At 71.6% G+C, this 20,198-nt stretch carries 18 protein-coding genes; 10 read left to right on the top strand and 8 right to left on the bottom strand.

Annotated elements, in window-relative coordinates:
* Window positions 1-41 precede the first annotated feature (41 nt).
* The gene (locus ACFZDK_RS14910) at window positions 42-1,274 is read right to left on the bottom strand and encodes a glycosyl hydrolase family 18 protein (RefSeq protein WP_390972610.1); all 1,233 of its coding nucleotides are present in this window, start codon (window positions 1,272-1,274) and stop codon (window positions 42-44) included.
* A 328-nt stretch (window positions 1,275-1,602) separates the two neighbouring features.
* Here ACFZDK_RS14910 and ACFZDK_RS14905 point away from each other — a divergent pair, with 328 nt between their 5' ends.
* From ACFZDK_RS14905 to ACFZDK_RS14895, 3 genes are all read left to right on the top strand, one after another.
* Entirely contained in the window at window positions 1,603-2,775 is a 1,173-nt protein-coding gene (locus ACFZDK_RS14905; protein ID WP_390972608.1) for an acyl-CoA dehydrogenase family protein, read from the top strand.
* 351 nt (window positions 2,776-3,126) lie between these two features.
* Window positions 3,127-4,227 (top strand): hypothetical protein, encoded by a 1,101-nt coding sequence (locus tag ACFZDK_RS14900; protein WP_390972607.1) that lies wholly within the window; start codon window positions 3,127-3,129, stop codon window positions 4,225-4,227.
* 14 nt (window positions 4,228-4,241) lie between these two features.
* Window positions 4,242-5,381: a phosphotransferase gene (locus ACFZDK_RS14895; protein ID WP_390972606.1), complete on the top strand. Its 1,140-nt coding sequence runs from the start codon at window positions 4,242-4,244 to the stop codon at window positions 5,379-5,381.
* A gap of 1 nt (window position 5,382) precedes the next feature.
* Here ACFZDK_RS14895 and ACFZDK_RS14890 read toward each other — a convergent pair whose 3' ends face one another.
* A complete protein-coding gene (locus ACFZDK_RS14890) occupies window positions 5,383-5,841 on the bottom strand; it encodes a hypothetical protein (RefSeq protein WP_390972604.1) in 459 nt (152 codons plus the stop codon).
* Window positions 5,842-6,107: 266 nt separating this feature from the next.
* Here ACFZDK_RS14890 and ACFZDK_RS14885 point away from each other — a divergent pair, with 266 nt between their 5' ends.
* The 4 genes from ACFZDK_RS14885 to fxsA all read left to right on the top strand — a co-directional run bounded on the left by ACFZDK_RS14885 (window position 6,108) and on the right by fxsA (window position 10,394).
* Complete coding sequence (locus tag ACFZDK_RS14885; RefSeq protein WP_004002750.1) at window positions 6,108-6,548, top strand: Lrp/AsnC family transcriptional regulator; 441 nt, start codon at window positions 6,108-6,110, stop codon at window positions 6,546-6,548.
* A 162-nt stretch (window positions 6,549-6,710) separates the two neighbouring features.
* On the top strand, window positions 6,711-8,315 hold the full coding sequence (locus ACFZDK_RS14880; RefSeq protein ID WP_390972602.1) for an amidohydrolase family protein: 1,605 nt from the start codon (window positions 6,711-6,713) through the stop codon (window positions 8,313-8,315).
* A 606-nt stretch (window positions 8,316-8,921) separates the two neighbouring features.
* Entirely contained in the window at window positions 8,922-9,716 is a 795-nt protein-coding gene (locus ACFZDK_RS14875; RefSeq protein WP_355720838.1) for a polyprenol monophosphomannose synthase, read from the top strand.
* Window positions 9,717-9,830: 114 nt separating this feature from the next.
* Window positions 9,831-10,394 carry an FxsA family membrane protein gene (gene fxsA, locus ACFZDK_RS14870; RefSeq protein ID WP_390972600.1) on the top strand — a complete coding sequence of 188 codons (564 nt, stop codon included), beginning with the start codon at window positions 9,831-9,833 and terminating at the stop codon, window positions 10,392-10,394.
* A gap of 132 nt (window positions 10,395-10,526) precedes the next feature.
* On the opposite strand, the gene ACFZDK_RS14865 is transcribed toward fxsA, so the two are convergent.
* The 4 genes from ACFZDK_RS14865 to ACFZDK_RS14850 form a co-directional block, all read right to left on the bottom strand.
* Window positions 10,527-10,901, bottom strand: a complete 375-nt coding sequence (locus tag ACFZDK_RS14865; protein ID WP_010046329.1) for an RNA polymerase-binding protein RbpA — start codon at window positions 10,899-10,901, stop codon at window positions 10,527-10,529.
* A gap of 292 nt (window positions 10,902-11,193) precedes the next feature.
* Window positions 11,194-12,552 carry an MFS transporter gene (locus ACFZDK_RS14860; protein WP_390972598.1) on the bottom strand — a complete coding sequence of 453 codons (1,359 nt, stop codon included), beginning with the start codon at window positions 12,550-12,552 and terminating at the stop codon, window positions 11,194-11,196.
* Between the two features lie 39 nt (window positions 12,553-12,591).
* On the bottom strand, window positions 12,592-13,359 hold the full coding sequence (locus tag ACFZDK_RS14855; protein WP_390972597.1) for a glycerophosphodiester phosphodiesterase family protein: 768 nt from the start codon (window positions 13,357-13,359) through the stop codon (window positions 12,592-12,594).
* On the bottom strand, window positions 13,356-14,009 hold the full coding sequence (locus ACFZDK_RS14850; RefSeq protein WP_390972596.1) for a YitT family protein: 654 nt from the start codon (window positions 14,007-14,009) through the stop codon (window positions 13,356-13,358). Before ACFZDK_RS14850 ends, ACFZDK_RS14855 begins: the two co-directional genes overlap by 4 nt.
* A 101-nt stretch (window positions 14,010-14,110) precedes the next feature.
* On the opposite strand from ACFZDK_RS14850, the gene ACFZDK_RS14845 reads away from it, so the two are divergent.
* A complete protein-coding gene (locus ACFZDK_RS14845; protein ID WP_390972594.1) occupies window positions 14,111-15,610 on the top strand; it encodes an aminotransferase class I/II-fold pyridoxal phosphate-dependent enzyme in 1,500 nt (499 codons plus the stop codon).
* Window positions 15,611-15,731: 121 nt separating this feature from the next.
* On the opposite strand, the gene ACFZDK_RS14840 is transcribed toward ACFZDK_RS14845, so the two are convergent.
* Both ACFZDK_RS14840 and ACFZDK_RS14835 read right to left on the bottom strand, forming a co-directional pair.
* Complete coding sequence (locus ACFZDK_RS14840; protein WP_390972592.1) at window positions 15,732-17,288, bottom strand: ABC transporter ATP-binding protein; 1,557 nt, start codon at window positions 17,286-17,288, stop codon at window positions 15,732-15,734.
* Window positions 17,289-17,325: 37 nt separating this feature from the next.
* Window positions 17,326-17,520 (bottom strand): hypothetical protein, encoded by a 195-nt coding sequence (locus ACFZDK_RS14835; RefSeq protein ID WP_355722683.1) that lies wholly within the window; start codon window positions 17,518-17,520, stop codon window positions 17,326-17,328.
* 340 nt (window positions 17,521-17,860) lie between these two features.
* On the opposite strand from ACFZDK_RS14835, the gene ACFZDK_RS14830 reads away from it, so the two are divergent.
* Both ACFZDK_RS14830 and ACFZDK_RS14825 read left to right on the top strand, forming a co-directional pair.
* Complete coding sequence (locus ACFZDK_RS14830) at window positions 17,861-18,253, top strand: ankyrin repeat domain-containing protein (RefSeq protein ID WP_390972590.1); 393 nt, start codon at window positions 17,861-17,863, stop codon at window positions 18,251-18,253.
* Between the two features lie 300 nt (window positions 18,254-18,553).
* Window positions 18,554-19,972 (top strand): HEAT repeat domain-containing protein, encoded by a 1,419-nt coding sequence (locus ACFZDK_RS14825; protein WP_390972588.1) that lies wholly within the window; start codon window positions 18,554-18,556, stop codon window positions 19,970-19,972.
* The last annotated feature ends 226 nt before the right edge of the window (window positions 19,973-20,198 follow it).

Below are 20,198 nucleotides of genomic sequence, written 5' to 3'. Positions count from 1 at the left end.
GGTCTCGTGGAACCCCCGCCCCAAGCCCCCCGTGACCGGGGTCAGTTGATGGCCCTGATCAGCTCACCGCCCGTGGTGTCGCCGCTCAGCTCCCAGAAGAAGGTGCCGCCCAGGCCCTGCTGGTTCTTGTAGGTCATCTTGGTCGCGATGGTCGACGGGGTGTCGTAACTCCACCAGTCGCTCCCGCACTTGGCGTACGCCGTGCCGGCCACGGTGCCGGTCGCCGGGCACTTGGTCTTGAGCACCTTGTAGTCGTCGATGCCCGCCTCGTACGTCCCCGCCGCCGGTCCGGTCGCCGTGCCGCCGGGGGCCGCCTGCGTCACGCCGGTCCAGCCGCGGCCGTAGAAGCCGATGCCGAGCAGCAGCTTGGCCGCCGGGATGCCGAGTCCCCTGAGCTTGGCGATGGTCGCCGAGGTGTAGTAGTTCGCGGTCGGGATGCCCGAGTAGGAGTTCAGCGGCGAGTGCGGCGCGGTCGGGCCGGTGGACGCCCAGGCGCCGAAGTAGTCGTACGTCATCGGGTTGTACCAGTCGACGTACTGCGCGGCGCCCGCGTAGTCGGCCGCGTCGATCTTGCCGCCGCTGGTGGCGTCGGCCGTGATCGCGGCCGTGACCAGCGAGCTGCTGCCGAACTTCGAGCGCAGCGCCGCCATCACCTTCTTGAAGGCGTCCCGGCCACTGGTGTCGCAGGTGTTGCCGCAGGCGTTCGGGTACTCCCAGTCGATGTCGATGCCGTCGAAGACACCCGCCCACTTGGAGTTCTTCACCAGGTCGTAGCAGGACTGGGCGAAGGCGGCCGGGTTCCTGGCGGCCTCGCCGAAGCCGCTGGACCAGGTCCAGCCGCCGAAGGACCAGAGGATCTTGAGGTTCGGGTGCTTCTTCTTCAGCTTCAGCAACTGGTTGAAGTTGCCGCGCAGCGGCTGGTCCCAGGTGTCCGCCACGCCGTCCACGGACTCGGCGGCGGTGTAGGTCCGGTCGGTGGCCGCGTAGGAGTCGCCCATCGCGCACTTGCCGCCGGTGACATTGCCGAAGGCATAGTTGATGTGGGTGAGCTTCGCGGCCGAGCCGGAGGTCTCGATGTTCTTGACCAGGTACTTGCGGTCGTAGGTACCCCATTCCGTGAAGTAGCCGACGACCTTGGAGCCGGCTTTCACCTGGGGAGCGGACGGGGCGGCCGCGGACGCGGTGCCCGCGCCGGCCAGCAGCCCGGCGCCGAGGACGGCACAACAGGCCGCGGAGAGCAGCGCCCGGAACCGGGAGCGGAGAGGGAGGTGCATCGGGTGTCTCCTCCTGGGGGAGAGGGGAACGCGCGCCGATTGGCATGAACGCGGTAAAGCGTTGGTCATGAACCCTAGGAGGACTAGACCAGTCAGGTCAATGGTTCGGACCAATTTCGGGGTGAGCGAATGTTGGCCTGGAATTCCTGAAGTAAGCGGTCGTTAACTGGTGACGGGAGGTCCCGGATCGGGCATACTCACTGCGCAGCCGCAGGTCAGCAGCTTCCGAGACCCGGAAGCGCGCCGCGGCCGGACCCGAACGACAGACGGCGCGGCCCTACCCGAAGGCCCCTGCCGCCCCGTGCCCGACAGGGAGGAGACGGACGCCATGTCCGACCGCGACCCGCAGCCGGTGGAGCGTCAACTGCCCACGGAAGAGGCGAGGGACCTGCTCTCGCTGGTCCGGGAGATCGCCCAGCGCGAGATCGCGCCGAAGGCGGCCGAGGAGGAGGACGCCGGACGGTTCCCGCGCGAGGTCTTCACCCTGCTCTCGGAATCAGGCCTGCTCGGCCTGGTGTACGACTCCGAGTACGGCGGCGGCGACCAGCCCTACGAGGTCTACCTCCAGGTCCTGGAGGAACTGGCCACGGCCCGCCTCACCGTCGGCCTCGGCGTCAGCGTGCACACCCTCGCGAGCTACGCGCTCGCCGCCTACGGCACCAAGCAGCAGCAGGTCGAGCACCTCCCCGCGATACTCGGCGGCGGCCTGCTCGGCGCCTACTGCCTCTCCGAGCCCGCCTCCGGCTCCGACGCGGCCTCCCTGCGCACCCGGGCCGTCCGCGACGGCGACCACTGGGTGATCAACGGCACCAAGGCCTGGATCACGCACGGCGGCATCGCCGACTTCTACACGGTCATGGCCCGCACCGGCGGGGAGGGCTCGCACGGCATCACCGCCTTCCTGGTCCCCGGCGACGCCGAGGGCCTGAGCGGCGCGGTGCCCGAGAAGAAGATGGGCATGAAGGGCTCGCCCACCGCCCAGGTCCACTTCGACGACGTCCGGGTCCCCGACGAGCGCCGCCTCGGCGAGGAGGGGCAGGGTTTCGCCATCGCCCTCTCCGCGCTGGACTCCGGCCGGCTCGGCATCGCGGCCTGCGCGATCGGCCTGGCCCAGGCCGCCCTGGACGAGGCGGTCGCCTACGCCACCGGGCGGCGGCAGTTCGGCCACCCCATCTCCGACTTCCAGGGCCTGCGGTTCATGATCGCCGACATGGCCACCCAGATCGAGGCCGGCCGGGCCCTGTACCTCGCGGCGGCCCGGCTGCGGGACGCGGGCCGGCCGTTCGCCAAGCAGGCCGCCATGGCCAAGCTGCACTGCACCGACACCGCGATGAAGGTGACCACCGACGCCGTCCAGATACTCGGCGGCTACGGCTACACCGCGGATTTCCCGGTGGAGCGCTACATGCGCGAGGCCAAGGTCCTGCAGATCGTCGAGGGCACCAACCAGATCCAGCGGATGGTCATCGCCCGTCAGGTGGCGGGACCGGAAAGTCGCTGAACTGCCCGCGTGAGACCGTCGGGGCCGCCAGCCTGATCCACTCCGGGTCATGGCGGCCCGGCAGGGTGCGGCCCCGGTCGGCCCAGGTCCGCATGAGATCGCGGTAGATGGGCGGATCCTGCGGTACGGGCGGCGGAAGCGATTCCGAGGGTGGAGGCACGAAGATCCGGCGCTGACGGCCGAGGACGGAGTGGGTGGTCGTCATGCCCGGCCAACGCCGGGGCCGCCGCCCTGGTCACCGATCGCCCGAATCGCGCGTGAGTTCGGGGACGTCCGTTCCCGGATCTGGCCACTCCCCGCTTTCTGACGTACCGTCAGCCGGACCGTCTCCAGCCTCCGGGGAGGCCCGCCATGGCCGACGACCGTCCCGTACCGCTCGACGAGTACCCCGTGCACCAGGTCCCGCTCTCCATGAAGCACGTCGCCACCGGGGACCGGAACGCCTACGACCGCTGCATCTTCCACGTCCTCGACCACAGCGGCCGCGCCCTGCTCATCCTGGGCCTCGGCGTCTACCCGAACGTCGGCGTCACCGACGCCTACGCCACCCTGCGCACCGGCGACACCCTGCACGCGGTACGCGCCTCGGACGCCCTGGGCGAGGACCGGATGCGCCTCGCGGTCGGCCCGCTGCGCATCGAGGTCGAGGAGCCGCTCCGCCGCTTCCGCCTGACCTGCGAGGACGACGCCCTCTCCTACGACCTCACCTGGACCGCCGACTTCCCGGCCCTCTGGGAACCCCACCACCTCCAGCGCCGGGGCGACCGGCTGACCCTGGAGGGGCGCAGATTCGTGCAGGCCGGGGGAGTCTCCGGGGTGATCCGGGCCGGCGGCGAGGAGTTCCGCGCCGACCCGGCGGGCTGGACCGGCACCCGGGACCGCAGCTGGGGGGTCCGGCCGGTGCCGGGGGAGGAGGGCGGGCGGCTCGCCGAGGCGCACCCGACCGAGGGCTTCCACTGGATCTGGTGCCCGGTCCGCTTCGAGGACCGCTTCCTGATGGTCATAACCCAGGAGGACGCCGACGGCTACCGCACCCTGAACGACGCCACCCTGGTCCGCCCCGGCCGGCGCGACCGCCAGCTCGGCTGGCCCCGGACCGAGATCGGCTACCGCTCCGGCACCCGGCACCCCGAACATGCCGTCGTCCAGCTCGGCGACCCGCGCAAGCCCCAGGAACTGGAGGTGGAGATCCTCGCCTCCTCACCGCTCGCGGTCGGCGCCGGCTACCCACCCGCCGACGACTGGCAGCACGGCACCTGGCAGGGCCCCGGCTGGGTCGACCGCCGTACCTACGACATGACCGCACCGCACCCCCGCGCGGCCTACGGCGTCACCGACCACTCCGCCCGCTTCCGCCTGGACGGACGCGTCGGCCACGGCATCTTCGAACACGGCTCGTTCGGCAGACACGATCCGAGCGGCTTCACCGGCTTCGACTCGGTGGCGCCCTGAGGGAGGAGGCCGGTATGACGGCGAAACCGCGCCCGCGCACCACCACCCTCCCCCACGCTCGGCTTCGCTCGCGCGGGGGGACCCCCATCCCGGAGGACCTCGCACGCCGGCTGACCGCCTGGCTGGACGCCCGGCTCCCCGGCGCCAAGGCCGTCGGCGTCACGGTCCCCGCCTCCAACGGCATGTCCAGCGAGACCCTGCTCTTCGAGATCGAACACCCCGAACCGCCGGTGCGCCGCTGCGCGTTGAGGCTCGCGGCCGACCCCTCGGCGTACACGGTCTTCCCCTCGTACGACATGACCCGCCAGTACCGCACCCTGCGGCTGGTCGCCGCGCACACGGACCTCCCCGTGCCCCGCGTGCTGTGGCTGGAGGAGGACCCGGGACCCCTCGGCGCGCCCTTCTTCGTCATGGAGCGGGTCGAGGGGCGGGTGCCGCCCGACGTCATGCCCTATACGTACGAGGGGAATTGGCTGCACGCGGCGAGCGACGCCGACCGCGAGCACCTGGAAGCGCGGTCGGTGGGCCTGTTGGCGCGGCTCCACGACCAAGTCCCCCCGGCGGAGGCCGAGTTCCTCACCCTGCCCGGCGACGGCGACGCCCTGCGCCGGCACGTCGAGTCCCAACGCGCCTACTACGCCTGGGTGGTGGACGGAGTCGCCCGCTCGCCCCTGATCGAGGCCGCGTTCGACCGTCTGACGGAGCAGTGGCCGCGCGACACCGGCACGCCGGTCCTCAACTGGGGCGACGCGCGCATCGGGAACGTCGTCTACGACGGGTTCGACCCCGTCGCCGTCCTCGACTGGGAGATGGCGGCACCGGCCCCGCGCGAGGTGGACCTCGGCTGGACCGTCTATCTGCACCGCTTCTTCCAGGACCTCACGGTCGCCTCGGGACAGCAGGGGCTGCCCGGCTTCCTGCGCCGGGACCGGGTCGAGGCCCGCTATGCCCGGCTGACCGGCCACACCCCGCGGGACATGGACTTCTACACCCTGTACGCCGCTCTGCGGCACGCCATCGTCATGCTGCGCGTCGCCTATCGGCAGGTGCACTTCGGGGAGATCGCCGTCCCGGCGGATCCGGACACACTGATCCTGCACCACGGCAGTCTGCGCGCCATGGTGCAGGGCAGCTACTGGGATGCGGTGCGGTGACTCAGGCAGCCTGGCGGCCGACGGCGTAGCCGCCGAGGCGCATCGCCGGTACCCGCATGGGGCGCGAACCCGCGCCGCCGACGTGCGAGAAGGGCTGCGTCCGCCAGTTCAGACCCTGCGGAAGGGTGAGCAGGAGGGCGGTGTCCTGCTCCTGCGACTCGACCGAGTCGTCCGCGGACGGCACGTCGTCCGCCGCGCGGCCCGTACCGGCACAGACCGTGAGCCCGAACGGGTTCCACGGCGAGGCGCACAGCGCGTGCTCCGGCAGGAACTCCTCGTCCGCCAGCAGCGCGATGGACTGCGCGCAGTCCGGGCAGATCACCCGGAACATCTCGAAGGTGTCGTAGGTGTCCGGCTCGCCGACCTCGTAGAGGTCGGGTTCGACGCCCTCCGGCTCGGGCTCGACGACCAGCTGCGGGCGCTTGGGCGTGGTGCGACCAGGGCGCTTGAGACTCTGCATGGGTAACTCCCCCTCGGGCTGGGCCGTAAGGCACTGCGGCCTCGACCACAGCAAGCACTTCCCGTCCGCTCTGCGGGGTAATCACGAGACCATCACGGAGCCCGTTCGAGGCCTGTGGCGTTCGTCACATGCCGCCCGCAGGTGCCCGGTGCGGTGGATTTGTCCCTCAGACGGCTCACAGCCTCCCCTCCGTCACATCACGAACCGGCCATGACCTGCGCCGCTGAGGTATCCCAGGAGATCAGGCGCAATGTAGTTTTTGCGCCATGGAGGAGCTGGACCGTCAAATTGTGCAGCTGCTCGTCAAGGACGGGCGGATGAGCTACACGGACCTGGGCAAGGCCACGGGTCTTTCCACGTCGGCCGTGCACCAGCGGGTGCGCCGGCTGGAACAGCGTGGCGTCATCCGCGGCTATGCCGCGGTCGTCGACCCGGAGGCCGTCGGGTTGCCCATGACGGCGTTCATCTCGGTGAAACCGTTCGATCCCAGCGCCCCCGACGACATCGCGGACCGGCTCGCCGGCGTCCCCGAGATCGAGGCGTGCCACAGCGTGGCGGGCGACGAGAACTACATCCTGAAGGTGCGGGTGGCTACGCCGCACGAGCTGGAGGAGCTGCTGGCGCGGCTGCGCAGCCTGGCGGGGGTGTCGACGCGGACGACGGTGGTGTTGTCGACGCCTTATGAGGCACGGCCGCCGAGGATTTGAGCGCCGTGGCGGTGCGGGCTGTGCGTCGTCCGCGGGTGCGTTGTGGCTGGTCGCGCCCACGCGGCGGAGCCGCATACGTGATGCAGCCCCGCGCCCCTGACGGGGCGCGTTGCAGGGGACCCTCGTGGTAAGTGGTCGGTATGAGGCGCGAGACTGTCCTCCATGAGTGATCGCACCGACCAGCCCAAGACCGTTCTTCTCCGTCGTGGAGAGGTGCACAGTCCCGCCGATCCGTTCGCGACCGCGATGGTGGTGGAGCGGGGGCAGGTGGCCTGGGTCGGGTCGGAAGGGGCCGCCGACGCCTTCGCGGACGGGGTGGACGAGGTCGTGGACCTGGACGGTGCGCTGGTCACGCCCGCCTTCACGGACGCCCATGTGCACACCACCTCGACGGGGCTCGCGCTGACCGGCCTCGACCTGTCCGGGGCGGCCTCCCTGGACGCGGCGCTCGCGCTGGTACGGGACTTCGCCGCCGCCCGCCCCGGTGACCGGGTGCTGCTCGGACACGGCTGGGACGCCTCGCGCTGGGCCGAGGGCCGCCCGCCGAGCCGCGCCGAGCTGGACGCGGTCACCGGTGGACGCCCGCTGTATCTCTCCCGGATCGACGTCCACTCGGCGGTCGTCACCACGGCCCTGCTGGACCTGGTCCCGGGCGCGGCACCCCGGGAGGACACCCCGCTGACGAGCGATGCCCACCACGCCGTACGCGCGGCGGCGTTCGCGGCCGTGACGCCCGCGCAGCGCGCCGAGGCGCAGCGCACCGCGCTCGCGCACGCGGCCTCCCTCGGTATCGGCACCGTGCACGAGTGCGGCGGGCCGAAGATCTCCTCCGAGGACGACTTCACCGGACTGCTCCGGCTCGCGGCCGAGGTGCCCGGCCCCCGGGTGGTCGGCTACTGGGCGGAGGAGAACCCGGACAAGGCGCGTGAGCTGGGCGCGGCCGGTGCGGCCGGTGACCTGTTCGTCGACGGGGCCCTCGGCTCGCACACCGCCTGCCTGCACGAGCCGTACGCCGACGAGACCCACACCGGATCCGCCTACCTGGACACGGCCGCCGTCGCCGTCCATGTCACCGCCTGCACCGAGGCCGGCCTCCAGGCGGGCTTCCATGCCATCGGCGACGCCGCCGTGACCTCCGTGGTCGAGGGGGTGCGCGCCGCCGCCGAGAAGGTCGGCCTGGCCCGCGTGCGCGCCGCCCGGCACCGCGTCGAGCACGCCGAGATGCTCACGCCCGAGCACATCGCCGCCTTCGCCGAGCTCGGCCTGATCGCCTCGGTGCAGCCCGCCTTCGACGCGCTGTGGGGCGGGGCGGAGGGGATGTACGCCCAGCGGCTCGGCACCGAGCGAGCCCGCACCCTCAACCCCTTCGCCGCCCTCCTCAAGGCCGGGGTCCCGCTCGCCTTCGGCTCCGACAGCCCGGTCACGCCCCTCGACCCCTGGGGGACCGTCCGCGCCGCCGCCTTCCACCACACGCCCGAGCACCGCGTCTCGGTCCGCGCCGCGTTCACCGCGCACACGCGCGGCGGCTGGCGGGCGATCGGCCGGGACGACGCGGGCGTCCTGGTACCCGGCGCGCCCGCCGACTACGCGGTCTGGCGCACCGACGAACTCGTGGTGCAGGCCCCCGACGACCGGGTCGCCCGCTGGTCCACCGACCCGCGCTCCGGCACCCCCGGCCTGCCCGACCTGACCCCCGGCCGCGACCTGCCGGTCTGCCTGCGCACGGTGGTGGGCGGCCGGACCGTGTTCGTACGACCGGGCGAGTGACCCGGCGCATTCGTACGGCCGGGCGAGTGATCTCCCGGGGTGGCGTGATCGCGATCGTCGGCCGCCGGCCCGTCGCGCGACCTGCGCATCCTCCGCGCTGACCAGCGGTTTGAGGTTGTTTGCGCAGGTCAAACGGCTGTTGACAGCCAGCGGCAGCGGGCCGGTAGGTTCGGCCGAGTCCACCACCGGACGCCCGACCGGGGAGCAGTTCGCGCACTCGTCGCAGCGCCGCTGGGTCAGGGACGGTGTGCCGCACCGGGGCACCGTCACTGGGAGCCAGGCTCAGCGCCCGCGCCGACGAGGGAACGTTCCGGCCGGTCGGGAGGTGTGACCCGGGTGGGGCCCGGAGCTCAGTAGACAACGGCTTCGGTCGACCCGCAGCCAGCGGGTCCCAGGTCGGCCCGAAGGGCGCCGGGCCCCCATCCGCAGGGGAACAGAGTGGCTCCGCGGGCGAACAGGATGGCGAAAGAACGGATGACGGCCACCCGAAACGGGCATCCTTACCCCGCTCTTGTGGAATCGACACCACCATACGAATGAGCTGTCACGTCAGCGCAGGCAGCGGCCACTATGGTGGACCCCTGCGTACGACATGAAGGGGCAGCAGTGAACGACGGCGACGGGACCCTCGCGGCACAGGCCCAGGGGAGGCGGTTCGGCCCGCTCGGCACGGCCTTGGTGATCATTCCGACGTACAACGAGGCGGAGAACATCAAGTCCATCGTCGGCCGGGTGCGCCAGGCCGTCCCCGAGGCGCACGTGCTGGTGGCGGACGACAACAGCCCCGACGGCACGGGCAAGCTCGCCGACGAACTGGCCGCCGAGGACGACCACGTCCAGGTGCTGCACCGCAAGGGCAAGGAAGGGCTCGGCGCGGCCTACCTCGCGGGCTTCCGCTGGGGCATGGACAACGGCTACGGCGTGCTCATCGAGATGGACGCCGACGGCTCCCACCAGCCGGAGGAACTGCCCCGCCTGCTGACCGCGCTGAAGGGCGCGGACCTGGTGCTCGGCTCCCGCTGGGTGCCCGGCGGCCGGGTCGTCAACTGGCCGAAGTCCCGTGAGTTCATCTCCCGGGGCGGCTCCCTGTACTCCCGCCTCGCCCTCGACCTCCCGATCCGGGACATCACCGGCGGCTACCGCGCCTTCCGCCGGGAGACCCTGGAAGGGCTGGGGCTCGGCGAGGTCGCCTCGCAGGGCTACTGCTTCCAGGTCGACCTCGCCCGCCGTGCCATCAAGGCCGGGTTCCATGTCGTCGAGGTGCCCATCACCTTCGTCGAGCGTGAGCTGGGCGACTCCAAGATGAGCCGCGACATCCTGGTGGAGGCCCTGTGGCGGGTCACCTCGTGGGGCGTCACCGAGCGGGTCGGCAGGATCACCGGCAAGGGCAGGACGTCCTAGCGGACCCGGGGGAGACCACCGGCACAGCGGTCACAGCGACGGCCCGGAGAACCCACAGATCCGGCTGATCAACCCCTTATCCCGCACTGAGCCGGGCCCAGGCACACTGGACGCATGACGACTGGCGCGCAGACCCCTCCGTACACCGACCGGCCCCGGCGCTCCCGGCTTGCCAGATACCTGCCGTTGGGCATCGCCGCATGGCTGGTGCTGGAGATCTGGCTGCTGACCGTGGTCGCGGGCGCGGCGGGCGGCATGACCGTGTTCCTGCTGCTGGTGGCGGGTTTCGTCGCGGGTTCCGTGGTCATCAAGCGGGCCGGCCGGCGTGCCTTCCAGAGCCTCAACGAGGCGATCCAGCGCGGCGGCTCACCGGAGAGCGGCGGCGGCAACGGCCTGATGATGCTGGGCGGCCTGCTGCTCATGATCCCCGGCCTGGTCTCCGACGCCCTCGGCCTGCTGCTCCTGCTGCCGCCCGTACAGAAGGCGGTCTCCCGCCTCGCGGAGCGCACCTTCGAACGCAAGCTCCGCGCCGCCGCCCCCGGCACCCTGGGCAACGCCTTCCAGCAGGCCCGTATGCACCGCCCCGACGGCAAGGTGGTCCAGGGCGAGGTGATCCGCGACGCCGGCCCGCAGCCGGGCGACGGCCAGACGGGAGAGCGGCCGCCGCTGACGCGGTGACCGCCTTCCGGCTCCCCGCGCGGGCGGGCGGAATCAGCTCCCCGCGCGGGCACGCAGAAACGAGGGCGCCGCACGTTCACTGAACGTGCGGCGCCCTCGGTTTTGGTTATGTCGGCTTCCCGTTGGACGGGACTATGCGGACTTGCGGCTGTCCCTGGGATGAATCGCGATGTTCATCGCCCCGGAACGCAGAACCGCCAGACGCTCCTCGAGGACCTCTTCGAGTTCCTCGCGGGTGCGCCGCTCCATCAGCATGTCCCAGTGGGTACGCGCGGGCTTGGCCTTCTTCTCTTCAGGGCCGTCGCCGTCCACGAGGAGTGCCTGCGCCCCGCAGACCTTGCACTCCCACTCCGGCGGGATCTCCGCCTCGACCGAGAAGGGCATCTCGAAGCGGTGCCCCTTCTCGCATGCGTACTCCACGGCCTGGCGCGGGGCCAGGTCGATGCCGCGGTCCGTCTCGTAGCTGGTCACCACGAGGCGCGTACCGCGAAGAGCTCGCTCACTCATGAATCGTGCCTCCCGGGCTTGTCGCCCACAGGACAGGTGTCGCTGTCGTCGTCATCCGGTCAACGTCCGGTCGGCGGTAAAGATTCCCGTTCAGGGTCATGCGTCGCCGTCGTAGCCGCCCCTTGTTGTACCCACCAGCGCCCGGTTTGTCACATCTGCTAGCGGATGTCACCCAGCGTTTCGGCATCTTTGACGCGCAGTAACGGTACGCCTGGCAGGCCAAACGCGTACACTACCGCCCTTCCGCGTTGAACGCTAAATCTTCCCGCTGGATCTTTTCGCGGATCTTCTCTCAGATCTTCTGCGGAACCGGGTTGCCCGCCTCGACGATCGCCCGCCGCACCGGTACCCGCGCGAGCAGCGCGAACCCGATGACGAAGAAGGCCACCAGCGAGATGATCGCCGAGCGGTAGCTCCCGGTCAGCTGGTAGGTGACCCCGAACAACAACGGTCCCAGCCAGCTCATCCCCCGATCGCTCATCTCGTACGCCGCGAAGTACTCGGCTTCTTTGCCGGGCGGCACCAGATGCGAGAACAAGGAGCGGGACAGGGCCTGGCTGCCGCCGAGCACGAGGCCGATGCCGGACGCGAGGACGAAGAACCACACGGGCGCCCCGGTCGGCAGGAAGTACCCGGCAGCCAGCGTCACCGTCCACGCCACCAGCGAGCCCAGGATCGTGCGCTTCGCCCCGTACGTCCGGGCCAGCCGCCCCATCGTCAGGGCGCCCGCCACGGCCAGCACCTGCACCAGCAGGACGGCCCCGATGAGCGTCGACTGGCCGAGCCCGAGCTCCTCGGAGCCGTAGACGGACGCCTGCGAGATCACGGTCTGGATGCCGTCGTTGTAGATGAGGTACGCCAGGAGGAAGGAGAGCGTCAGCGGATGGCGGCGCATGTCCCGGACGGTCGCCGCGAGTTGGCGCAGCCCCGGCGCCGTCGCCTCGGCCGCCGCCGGGCCGCCCCGGCCGCCCCGGTCGCGCAGCCGTCGTAGGGGGACGAGGGTGAAGGCACCCCACCACAGACCCGCAGCGGCCAGGCAGATGCGGACCGCCTCCGTCTCGGACAGACCGAAGGAGTCGTGCGCGGAGTACAGGACCAGGTTGACGATCAGCACCAGGGAGCCGGCCAGGTAGCCGAAGGCCCAGCCCCGGGAGGAGATCGCGTCGCGTTCCTCGGGCGGGGCGATCTGCGGGAGATAGGAGTTGTAGAGCATCAGGGCGACGGACTGGGCGGCGTTCGCGACGATCAGCAGCACCCCGCCGAGCAGATAGCGGTCGCCGTCCAGGAAGAACATGCCCGTGGTCGCCGCGGCCCCGGTGTACGCGGCCGCGCCCAGCAGGTGCTTCTTGCGGCCGGTGCGGTCGGCGGCGCTGCCCACCAGGGGCATCAGCACCACCGAGAGGATCACCGACAGGGAGACCGAGTAGGCGAAGAAGGAGCCCGCCCGCACCGGGACGCCGAGCGGGTGCACATAGCCGTCGGCGTCCGCCGCGTGCTCGGCGACCGAGGTGAGATACGGGCCGAGGAACACGGTGAGGACGCTCGTCGAGTAGACCGAGCACGCCCAGTCGTAGAAGTACCAGCCGCGCTGTTCGCGCCGCAGCTCGGCGGCCTCGTCCAAGGCCCCCGTCCGCACGGTCTCGGTGCCCACCCGTGCCCTCGCCTTTCCCGTGGCGGTGCCGTGCGCGTCTCAGAACCAGACGCCGCGGTCCCGCATGACCTCACGCAACGTGTCGATGTGATCGGTCATGATGCCATCGACTCCCAGGTCCAGGAGCCGGTGCATCCGCTCGGGTTCGTTGATGGTCCACACGTGGACGTGCAGCCCGAGCGCGTGGGCGGCGCGCACGAAGCGCCGGTCGACCACCGGGACTCCGGACTGCGACTCGGGCACCTGGGCGGCGACGGCCGACCGGCGCACCGACGCGGGCAGCCCCCAGGAGCGCAGCCGCAGCCCGACCACACCGCGGGTGCCGAACGAGGTGGCCAGCCGCGGCCCGGCCAGCCGCTGCGCCCGCAGCACCCGTGCCTCCGAGAACGACCCCACGCACACCCGGTCGTAGGCGTCCGTCCGCTCGATCAGGTCGAGCAGCGGCCGCAGCGCCGGTTCCGCCTTGGCGTCCACGTTCCAGCGGACGTCGGGGAACTCATCGAGCAGCTCCTCGAAGAGGGGGAGCGGCTCACGGCCCGCCACCCGCGCCTGCCGTACGTCCTGCCACGGCAGGTCGGCGATCCGGCCGACCCCGTCGGTGACCCGGTCCAGGGTGTCGTCGTGGAAGGCGACGAGCCTGCCGTCCGCCGTCGCGTGCACATCGGTCTCGATGTACCGGTAGCCGAGCTCGACCGCGCGCCGGAACTGCGCCACGGTGTTCTCCAGGCCCTCCGCGGCCCCGCCCCGGTGGGCGAAGGGGATGGGACCGGGGTGGTCCAGGTACGGGTGGCGTATCAGCGTGCTCACGGGCGAAGTATGACCTGCGCCGATGACCCCCTGGCAACGACCGTACTGCCACCGGATGCCGCCGGAACGGCGAACACCTTCAGGAAGAGCTGTGCGAGCGGCCCGATGGACACGGCGTACAGCAGGGTGCCGACGCCCACGGTCCCGCCGAGCACGAACCCCGTGACCACCACCGCGACCTCGATCCCCGTCCGGATCAGCCGGATCGACCGGCCGCTGCGGCGGTGCAGCCCGGTCATCAGACCGTCGCGCGGACCCGGCCCGAAGCTCGCCGCGATGTACAGGCCGGTGGCCGCCCCGTTGAGCACGATGCCCGCCGCCATCAGCGGAATCCGCACGGCGAACGCGTGTGCCTCGGGGACGAGCGCGAGCGTGGCGTTCATCGCGAGCCCGATGACGAAGACGTTGGAGACCGTGCCCAGGCCCGGCCGCTGGCGCAGCGGGATCCACAGCAGCAGCACGGCCGCGCCCACGACGATCGACACCGTGCCGATGCTCAGCCCGGTGTGCCCGGCGAGCCCCTGGTGCAGCACCCCCCAGGGCTCCAGACCGAGGCCCGCCTCGACGAGCAGCGCGGAACTCACTCCGTACAGCGTGAGCCCCGCGTAGAGCTGGACCAACCGTCGTCCGAGACGGCCTTGCGTGGACAAGGGATACCCCCCTGGTGGTAAAGGTGGCCTGACCCGTGTCACTCTGTGGCTCGGGAGAGACGGCCGGCCATGGCCAATTCGGGGAAGGTGGACTGATTCAGATGGTGCAGTGGACCTCGGCGGTGGGTGTCGCACAGCTCGCCCGGCTGCTCAACTCGCAGCAGGAAAGGCCCGCCGGCCCCGGCACCCGGCGTCCGCCCGCCTATCGCGCCCTCGCCGACGGCATCCGGCTGCTGGTCCTGGAAGGACGCGTCCCCGTCGCCGCCCGGCTGCCCGCCGAACGCGAGCTGGCGCTGTCCCTGTCCGTCAGCCGTACCACGGTGGCGGCCGCGTACGAGGCGCTGCGCGCGGAGGGGTTCCTGGAGTCCCGGCGGGGCGCCGGCAGCTGGACCGCCGTCCCGGCGGGCAACCCGCTCCCCGCCCGCGGCCTCGAACCACTGCCCCCCGAGGCCCTCGGCTCGGTGATCGACCTCGGCACCGCCGCCCTGCCCGCGCCCGAGCCGTGGCTGACCCGCGCGGTCCAGGGCGCCCTGGAGGAACTCCCGCCGTACGCCCACACGCACGGCGACTACCCGGCCGGGCTCCCCGTCCTGCGCGCGATGATCGCCGAGCGCTACACGGCGCGCGGCATCCCCACCATGCCCGAGCAGATCATGGTCACGACCGGCGCGATGGGCGCGATCGACGCGATCTGCCATCTCTTCGGCGGGCGCGGCGAACGCATCGCCGTCGAGTCGCCGTCGTACGCCAACATCCTCCAGCTGATGCGGGAGGCGGGCGCCCGCCTCGTCCCCGTCGCGATGGCCGAAGGACTGTCGGGCTGGGACGTGGACCGCTGGCGTCAGGTGCTGCGGGAGGCGGCGCCCCGGATCGCCTATGTCGTCGCCGACTTCCACAATCCCACGGGGGCGCTGGCCGACGAGGACCAGCGCCGTCGGCTGGTGGACGCGGCCCGCTCGGCGGGCACGGTGCTGGTCGCCGACGAGACGATGAGCGAGCTGTGGCTGGACGAGGACGTGGAGATGCCCCGCCCGGTCTGCGGCTTCGACCCGGCGGGCTCGACCGTCATCACGGTCGGCTCCGCCAGCAAGGCCTTCTGGGCGGGCATGCGTATCGGCTGGGTACGGGCGGCTCCCGACGTGATCCGCAGCCTGGTCGCCGCCCGGGCCTACGCCGACCTGGGGACGCCGGTCTTGGAGCAGTTGGCGGTGAACTGGCTCTTCAGCACCGGTGGCTGGGAACAGGCGGTCGATCTGCGTCGGGCGCAGGCACGCGAGAACCGGGAGGCGCTGGTGACGGCGGTCCGGCGGGAGCTGCCGGAGTGGGAGTTCGAGGTTCCGCAGGGCGGTCTGACGCTGTGGGTGCGGACCGGGGGGCTGTCCGGCTCGCGGCTGGCGGAGGCGGGGGAGCGGGTGGGGGTACGGGTCCCCTCGGGGCCGCGGTTCGGGGTCGACGGGGCGTTCGAGGGGTATGTGCGGCTTCCGTTCACCGTGGGGGGAGCGGTGGCGGACGAGGCGGCGGTGCGGTTGGCGGCTGCGGCGCGGTTGGTGGAGGCGGGGGCGTCCGGGGGGAGCGAGTCGCCGCGGACGTTTGTGGCGTAGGGGTTTCCTTGTGGCGTAGTGGTTCGGGTGCGGGTGGGCGGGGCTGGTCGCGCAGTTCCCCGCCCCCTGAAGGGGCGCTGCAGCCGGGGCTTCTTCCGTCGGTAAGCGTCCCACCCTCACCTCAGCCCTCGGCTACGGCAGCCTCCACCGGTGCCGCGTCGTCCATCTCCCCGCTGCGCGGCGGGAGCAACGCCAGTACCGCCTCGCGGTAGACGTCGCTCGTGGCGTCGTCGTAGGGGTCGGGGGTGGCGGGTACCTGGAGGCGCAGGACCGGGCCGTGGCCGAGTCGGGCGTAGCCGCGGCCCGGTGGTACCTGGGCGAGTGGGGTGGTGTGGGGTGGGGCGCCCAGTACCGCCGCCAGTTCGTCGGGCAGGGCCGGGCCCAGGACGACACGTGCGGGGGTGTGCTGTCGTACCGCCTCGCTCAACGCGTCCGCGCTGTCGAGCTGTTCGGCGATGACCACGGTGACGTTGGCCGCGCGGCCGTGGCGGAGGGGGACCTGGAGGTGGGACTGCGGATCGGGGTGGCCGGCCGCGGAGGCCAGGTGGACGTAGGCGCTCGGGCGGTCCAGGAGGATCCACAGGGGGCGCTTGCAGTCGTCCGGCTGCGGGTGGCCGGCCTGTCGTGCGCGGTTGAGGGCGACGAGCCGGCGTTCGGTCTCGTGCGCGGCCCATTCCAGACTGGCGAGTGCTCCGGTGAGCCCGCACTCCACGGCGAGCACCCCGTCCCGGCCGGTGAGGCACGCGTACTCGCCGGTGCCGCCGCCCTCGACGACCAGGACGTCGCCGTACTGGAGGGCCTGCAGGGCGATGGAGCGCAGCAGAGTGGAGGTACCGCTGCCGGGGCGGCCGACGACCAGCAGGTGCGGCTCGGTGGAGCGGGCACCGGTGCGCCAGACGACCGGCGGGACGTCCCGCCGCTCCTCGCCGTAGGCGAGCGGGAGGGTGCGCTGGACCTCGGCGGGGTCGGTGAAGCCGAGGACCGTCTCGCCCGGCGCGGTGACGAAGCGCTGGGCGGCGATGTCGGTGGGCAGCGGGGCGAGGACGTTCACCGTGAGGTGGTTGCCCTCCTCGTCCCACGCGAAGTGGTACTCGCGGCCTCGTCCGGACTTCGCGGTGAGGAGGTTCTCGATCCGGGCGCGGGCCGCGGGCTCGCCGTCCGGGAAGTAGGCGGGGTAGCGGATCAGGAGCTGGCCGACCCGGCCCGTGTCGTCGAACTCGTGGGCGATGAAGGCCTTCTCCCACTCCCCGCCGTGTGCGTACAGCGGCGCCGGGTCCTCGGCGGCCGAGAAGTACGGCACCAGGGCCTCGTACAGGGACTGGAGCCGCTGGGTCTGCGACTCGTCGGGGCCCTCCGGCGGGGGTGGGGCGGTGTCACGGCCGTGCCAGGCGCTCGCCGCCATCAGGGTGATGACGGCGAGCAGGGGCCCGTACGGCACCAGTGCCACGACCAGGACGACCGAGGCCACCAGGAAGAGCAGTGGTCCCCGCTTGTCCTTGGGTGTCTCCGCCCATCTGCGCCGCCCGGCCGAGGCGAGCCGGCGCATTCCGCGGGTGACGGTGATGAGCGGATGGAGAACGTCGGTGGCACTGTCGGCAGCCGTCCGGGCCAGCTCCCGGCTCCGGGCGAGCTGCATGCCGCCGTTGCTCAGAATGCGGGGAAGAGGGCGCCGGGCCACTGCTGTCTCCTGACGGTGCGGACGGGCGGGAGCGGCGTCAGAACTTGATGCCGCCGAGCAGGCTGGCCAGGCTCTCGCCGCCTGCCTTGATGCTCGGTGCGATGGCCGTGCTGGCGAGGTAGAAGCCGAAGAGCGCCGAGATCGTGGCGTGCGACGCCTTCAGCCCGTCCTTGCGGAAGAAGAGAAAGACGATGATGCCGAGCAGGACGACGCCTGACATGGAGAGGATCATTTGAGATCTCCTGGTGTCGAAGGGGGACAGTCACCATGAGTTCTTCCAGGATCACAGCAGGTATCCATACGATAAAAGGTGCAATTGGGTGAATTCTGGCGAATTTCACTCGGTTGGTGGATCATTCCTGACCTGTGCCGACCAGGTCGGCCGCCGATCGGTGCGGGACGGTGGTCGCTCGGCGGGGCTGCGGTGATCTTTACCTCGGGCGGAACCGGTCATGTGCACCCAGAGCCAGTACGCTGACGATTCACTCGTACGGCCCCGCGGCCCGCCCGTTGCCGTACGCTCCACCCGTCCGCGAAAGTCCCCGCAGCACACAGGAGAGGCGGTCCGTGCGATGAGCGAAGCCCCCGACCCCGAGGTCGTGGAGCTGGCGACCAAGATCTTCGATCTGGCCCGGCAGGGGCGGGCCGAGGCGCTCGTGGCGTACGTCGACGCGGGCGTTCCGGCCAACCTCACCAACGACCGCGGTGACTCCCTGGTGATGCTCGCCGCGTACCACGGGCACGCCGAGGCGGTACGCGAACTGCTGGCCCGGGGTGCTGAGGCGGACCGGATCAACGACCGAGGCCAGACCCCGCTCGCGGGGGCGGTCTTCAAGGGCGAGACAGAAGTGATCAAGGTGCTTCTGGAGGCCGGCGCGGATCCGGCCTCGGGCACCCCGTCGGCCGTCGACACCGCACGGATGTTCGGCAAGGCAGAGATTCTGGATTTGTTCGGTACCCACTGATACGTCTGTTCTGACCAGCGAAAACACACATAACGGGGGAGGCGGTACAGGGCCGCCGAAATTTCGGTCGCGGCAGGTCGAAGTGCCGAGTCATCATGACGTCGTGATTCACGGACGCGATGGCCGGGCAGGTGTTGCCGCACCGCGCGGGCCGTGATCGGCCCGCATGGGCCACTGACGAGAGGCAGAGAGAAATGGTCTACAGCAAGCAAGAGACGGCGGGCGCTCCGACGTTGTGTCACGCGGCCAGGTAATGCGTGTTCCCCGGTTGCATCGACGCTTGATGTGAGGCTGTTTCCCATGTTCGATCCGGTCATAGCGCCCAGCGGTACGCTGCTCGGCCTGCTCCAGCGGGGCCGAGGCGACGGCACGCTGCACGCGCTCACCGCCCCTCGCGCCGAGGCGCTCGCGGCTCTGAACCACTGTGTGCTGAGCGACCCCCGCCACGACTGGCAGGTGGAGAACCGCTCGCTCTACTACGCCCGGCTCTACCTCGACCTGAACGGCGAGCTGGACGCCATCGAGGCGCATCTCTTCGACCCCGAGGACGTCCTCGACGACGAGGAGTCCCGTACCGGCCTCGCGCTGGCCGTGCTCGGGCACCTCGCCTCCTACGGCAGGCGGGACGCGCTCGTACTGCTGCGCAGGTACGCCGCCACCGGCTCCAACTGGGCCTGGGCCCTGGACGAGCTGGCCCTGCGGGACGACGACGCGGGCCTGCGCGCCCTGGCCGCCCCGGTGCTCGCGCGCTTCACCACGGACGCCGAGGGCGAGGCCGAACTTGCCGCCGCCGTCCGGGACGCCTTCGAACCACGGCCCTGGCGGCTGTGGGCCGAGGATCCGCGCGAATCGATCGCCACGCGCGTGCGTGCCGCGCAGGAGACCGGCTGCTTCGACCGCTGGCAACGTCAGATGCGACCTACCGGGCCCCGTCCGGGGTGGAGCGTGCGGGCGGTCTTCGAGTGGGCCCAGCAGGGCGTCGACCGGGGCGCGGCCCTTCATGTGCCGGCCGCCCGCTGCCTGGTCGCCGTGGCCGGACCCGAGGACCGGCCGGAGATCCTCCAGGCCGCCAAGGACGGCACCGACGGAGCCCGCTGCACCGCGTTGCGCTACCTCGCGGACAGCAACGACCCCGACGCGCTGAACCTGATCGAGGCCGCGGTCACCGACGGCACCGCCACCGTCCTGGAGGCGGCCGTCGACGCCTTCGAACGCATGCGCAGTATCGCCGCCGTCGACCAGGCTCGCGGCTGGGCCCGCCGGCCCGACGCCCTGGGCGCCGCCGCCGGACGGATGCTCGCCTGCCGGGGCGGAGCCCAGGACAGCGAACTGGTCCTGGCGGCCCTCCGGGAGGCCGTACGCGGCGAAGGCCCCGACGCCCCGACGCTCTGGACGCTCGTCGACGGCACCGGACGGCTGGGCATCGCCTGCGCCGCCCCCGTCCTGCGGCACGTCTACCGTGAGACCGCCTCGTCCCATCTCCGCGGCCGCGCAGCCCGCGCCCTGGCCGCCACCGATCCCTCCTTCGCCACCGGATTCGCCGTCGAATGCCTGTGGGACTGCGAGGAGACCACCCGCGAGATCGCCGCCCGGCACGCCGAGACCGGTGACGCCCGGGTCGTCGAACAGCTCCGCCGGCTCGCCGCCGACCCCGCCGAGGAGGCCGAGGTCCAGACGGCCGTCCGCAGCCGCATCGGACCGGACACACCCGCCGTGTGACACATCCACGGGGGACGACGGCTTCACCACGGGAACCACGGGGGGTCCCCCACACGTTCCGTACGCGGACGACCGCCCGCCGGGTGAACAGCCCGTGACCGACAGGCCAGCCACGCATGGACGCCGGCTGGCCCGCTCGGGTGTGCAGGCCAACGCTCATGGGACGTTTAACCATCGGAAAGATCCACTTTGACGCGGCCACGTCCAGCGCGGCGACAACACCGGT

This window comes from Streptomyces sp. NPDC007901 (assembly GCF_042959465.1).
In the GTDB taxonomy this organism is placed as follows: Bacteria; Actinomycetota; Actinomycetes; order Streptomycetales; family Streptomycetaceae; genus Streptomyces.
Note: the sequence above shows the minus strand (reverse complement) of the source record. Positions and strands in the feature narration are given on the sequence as shown.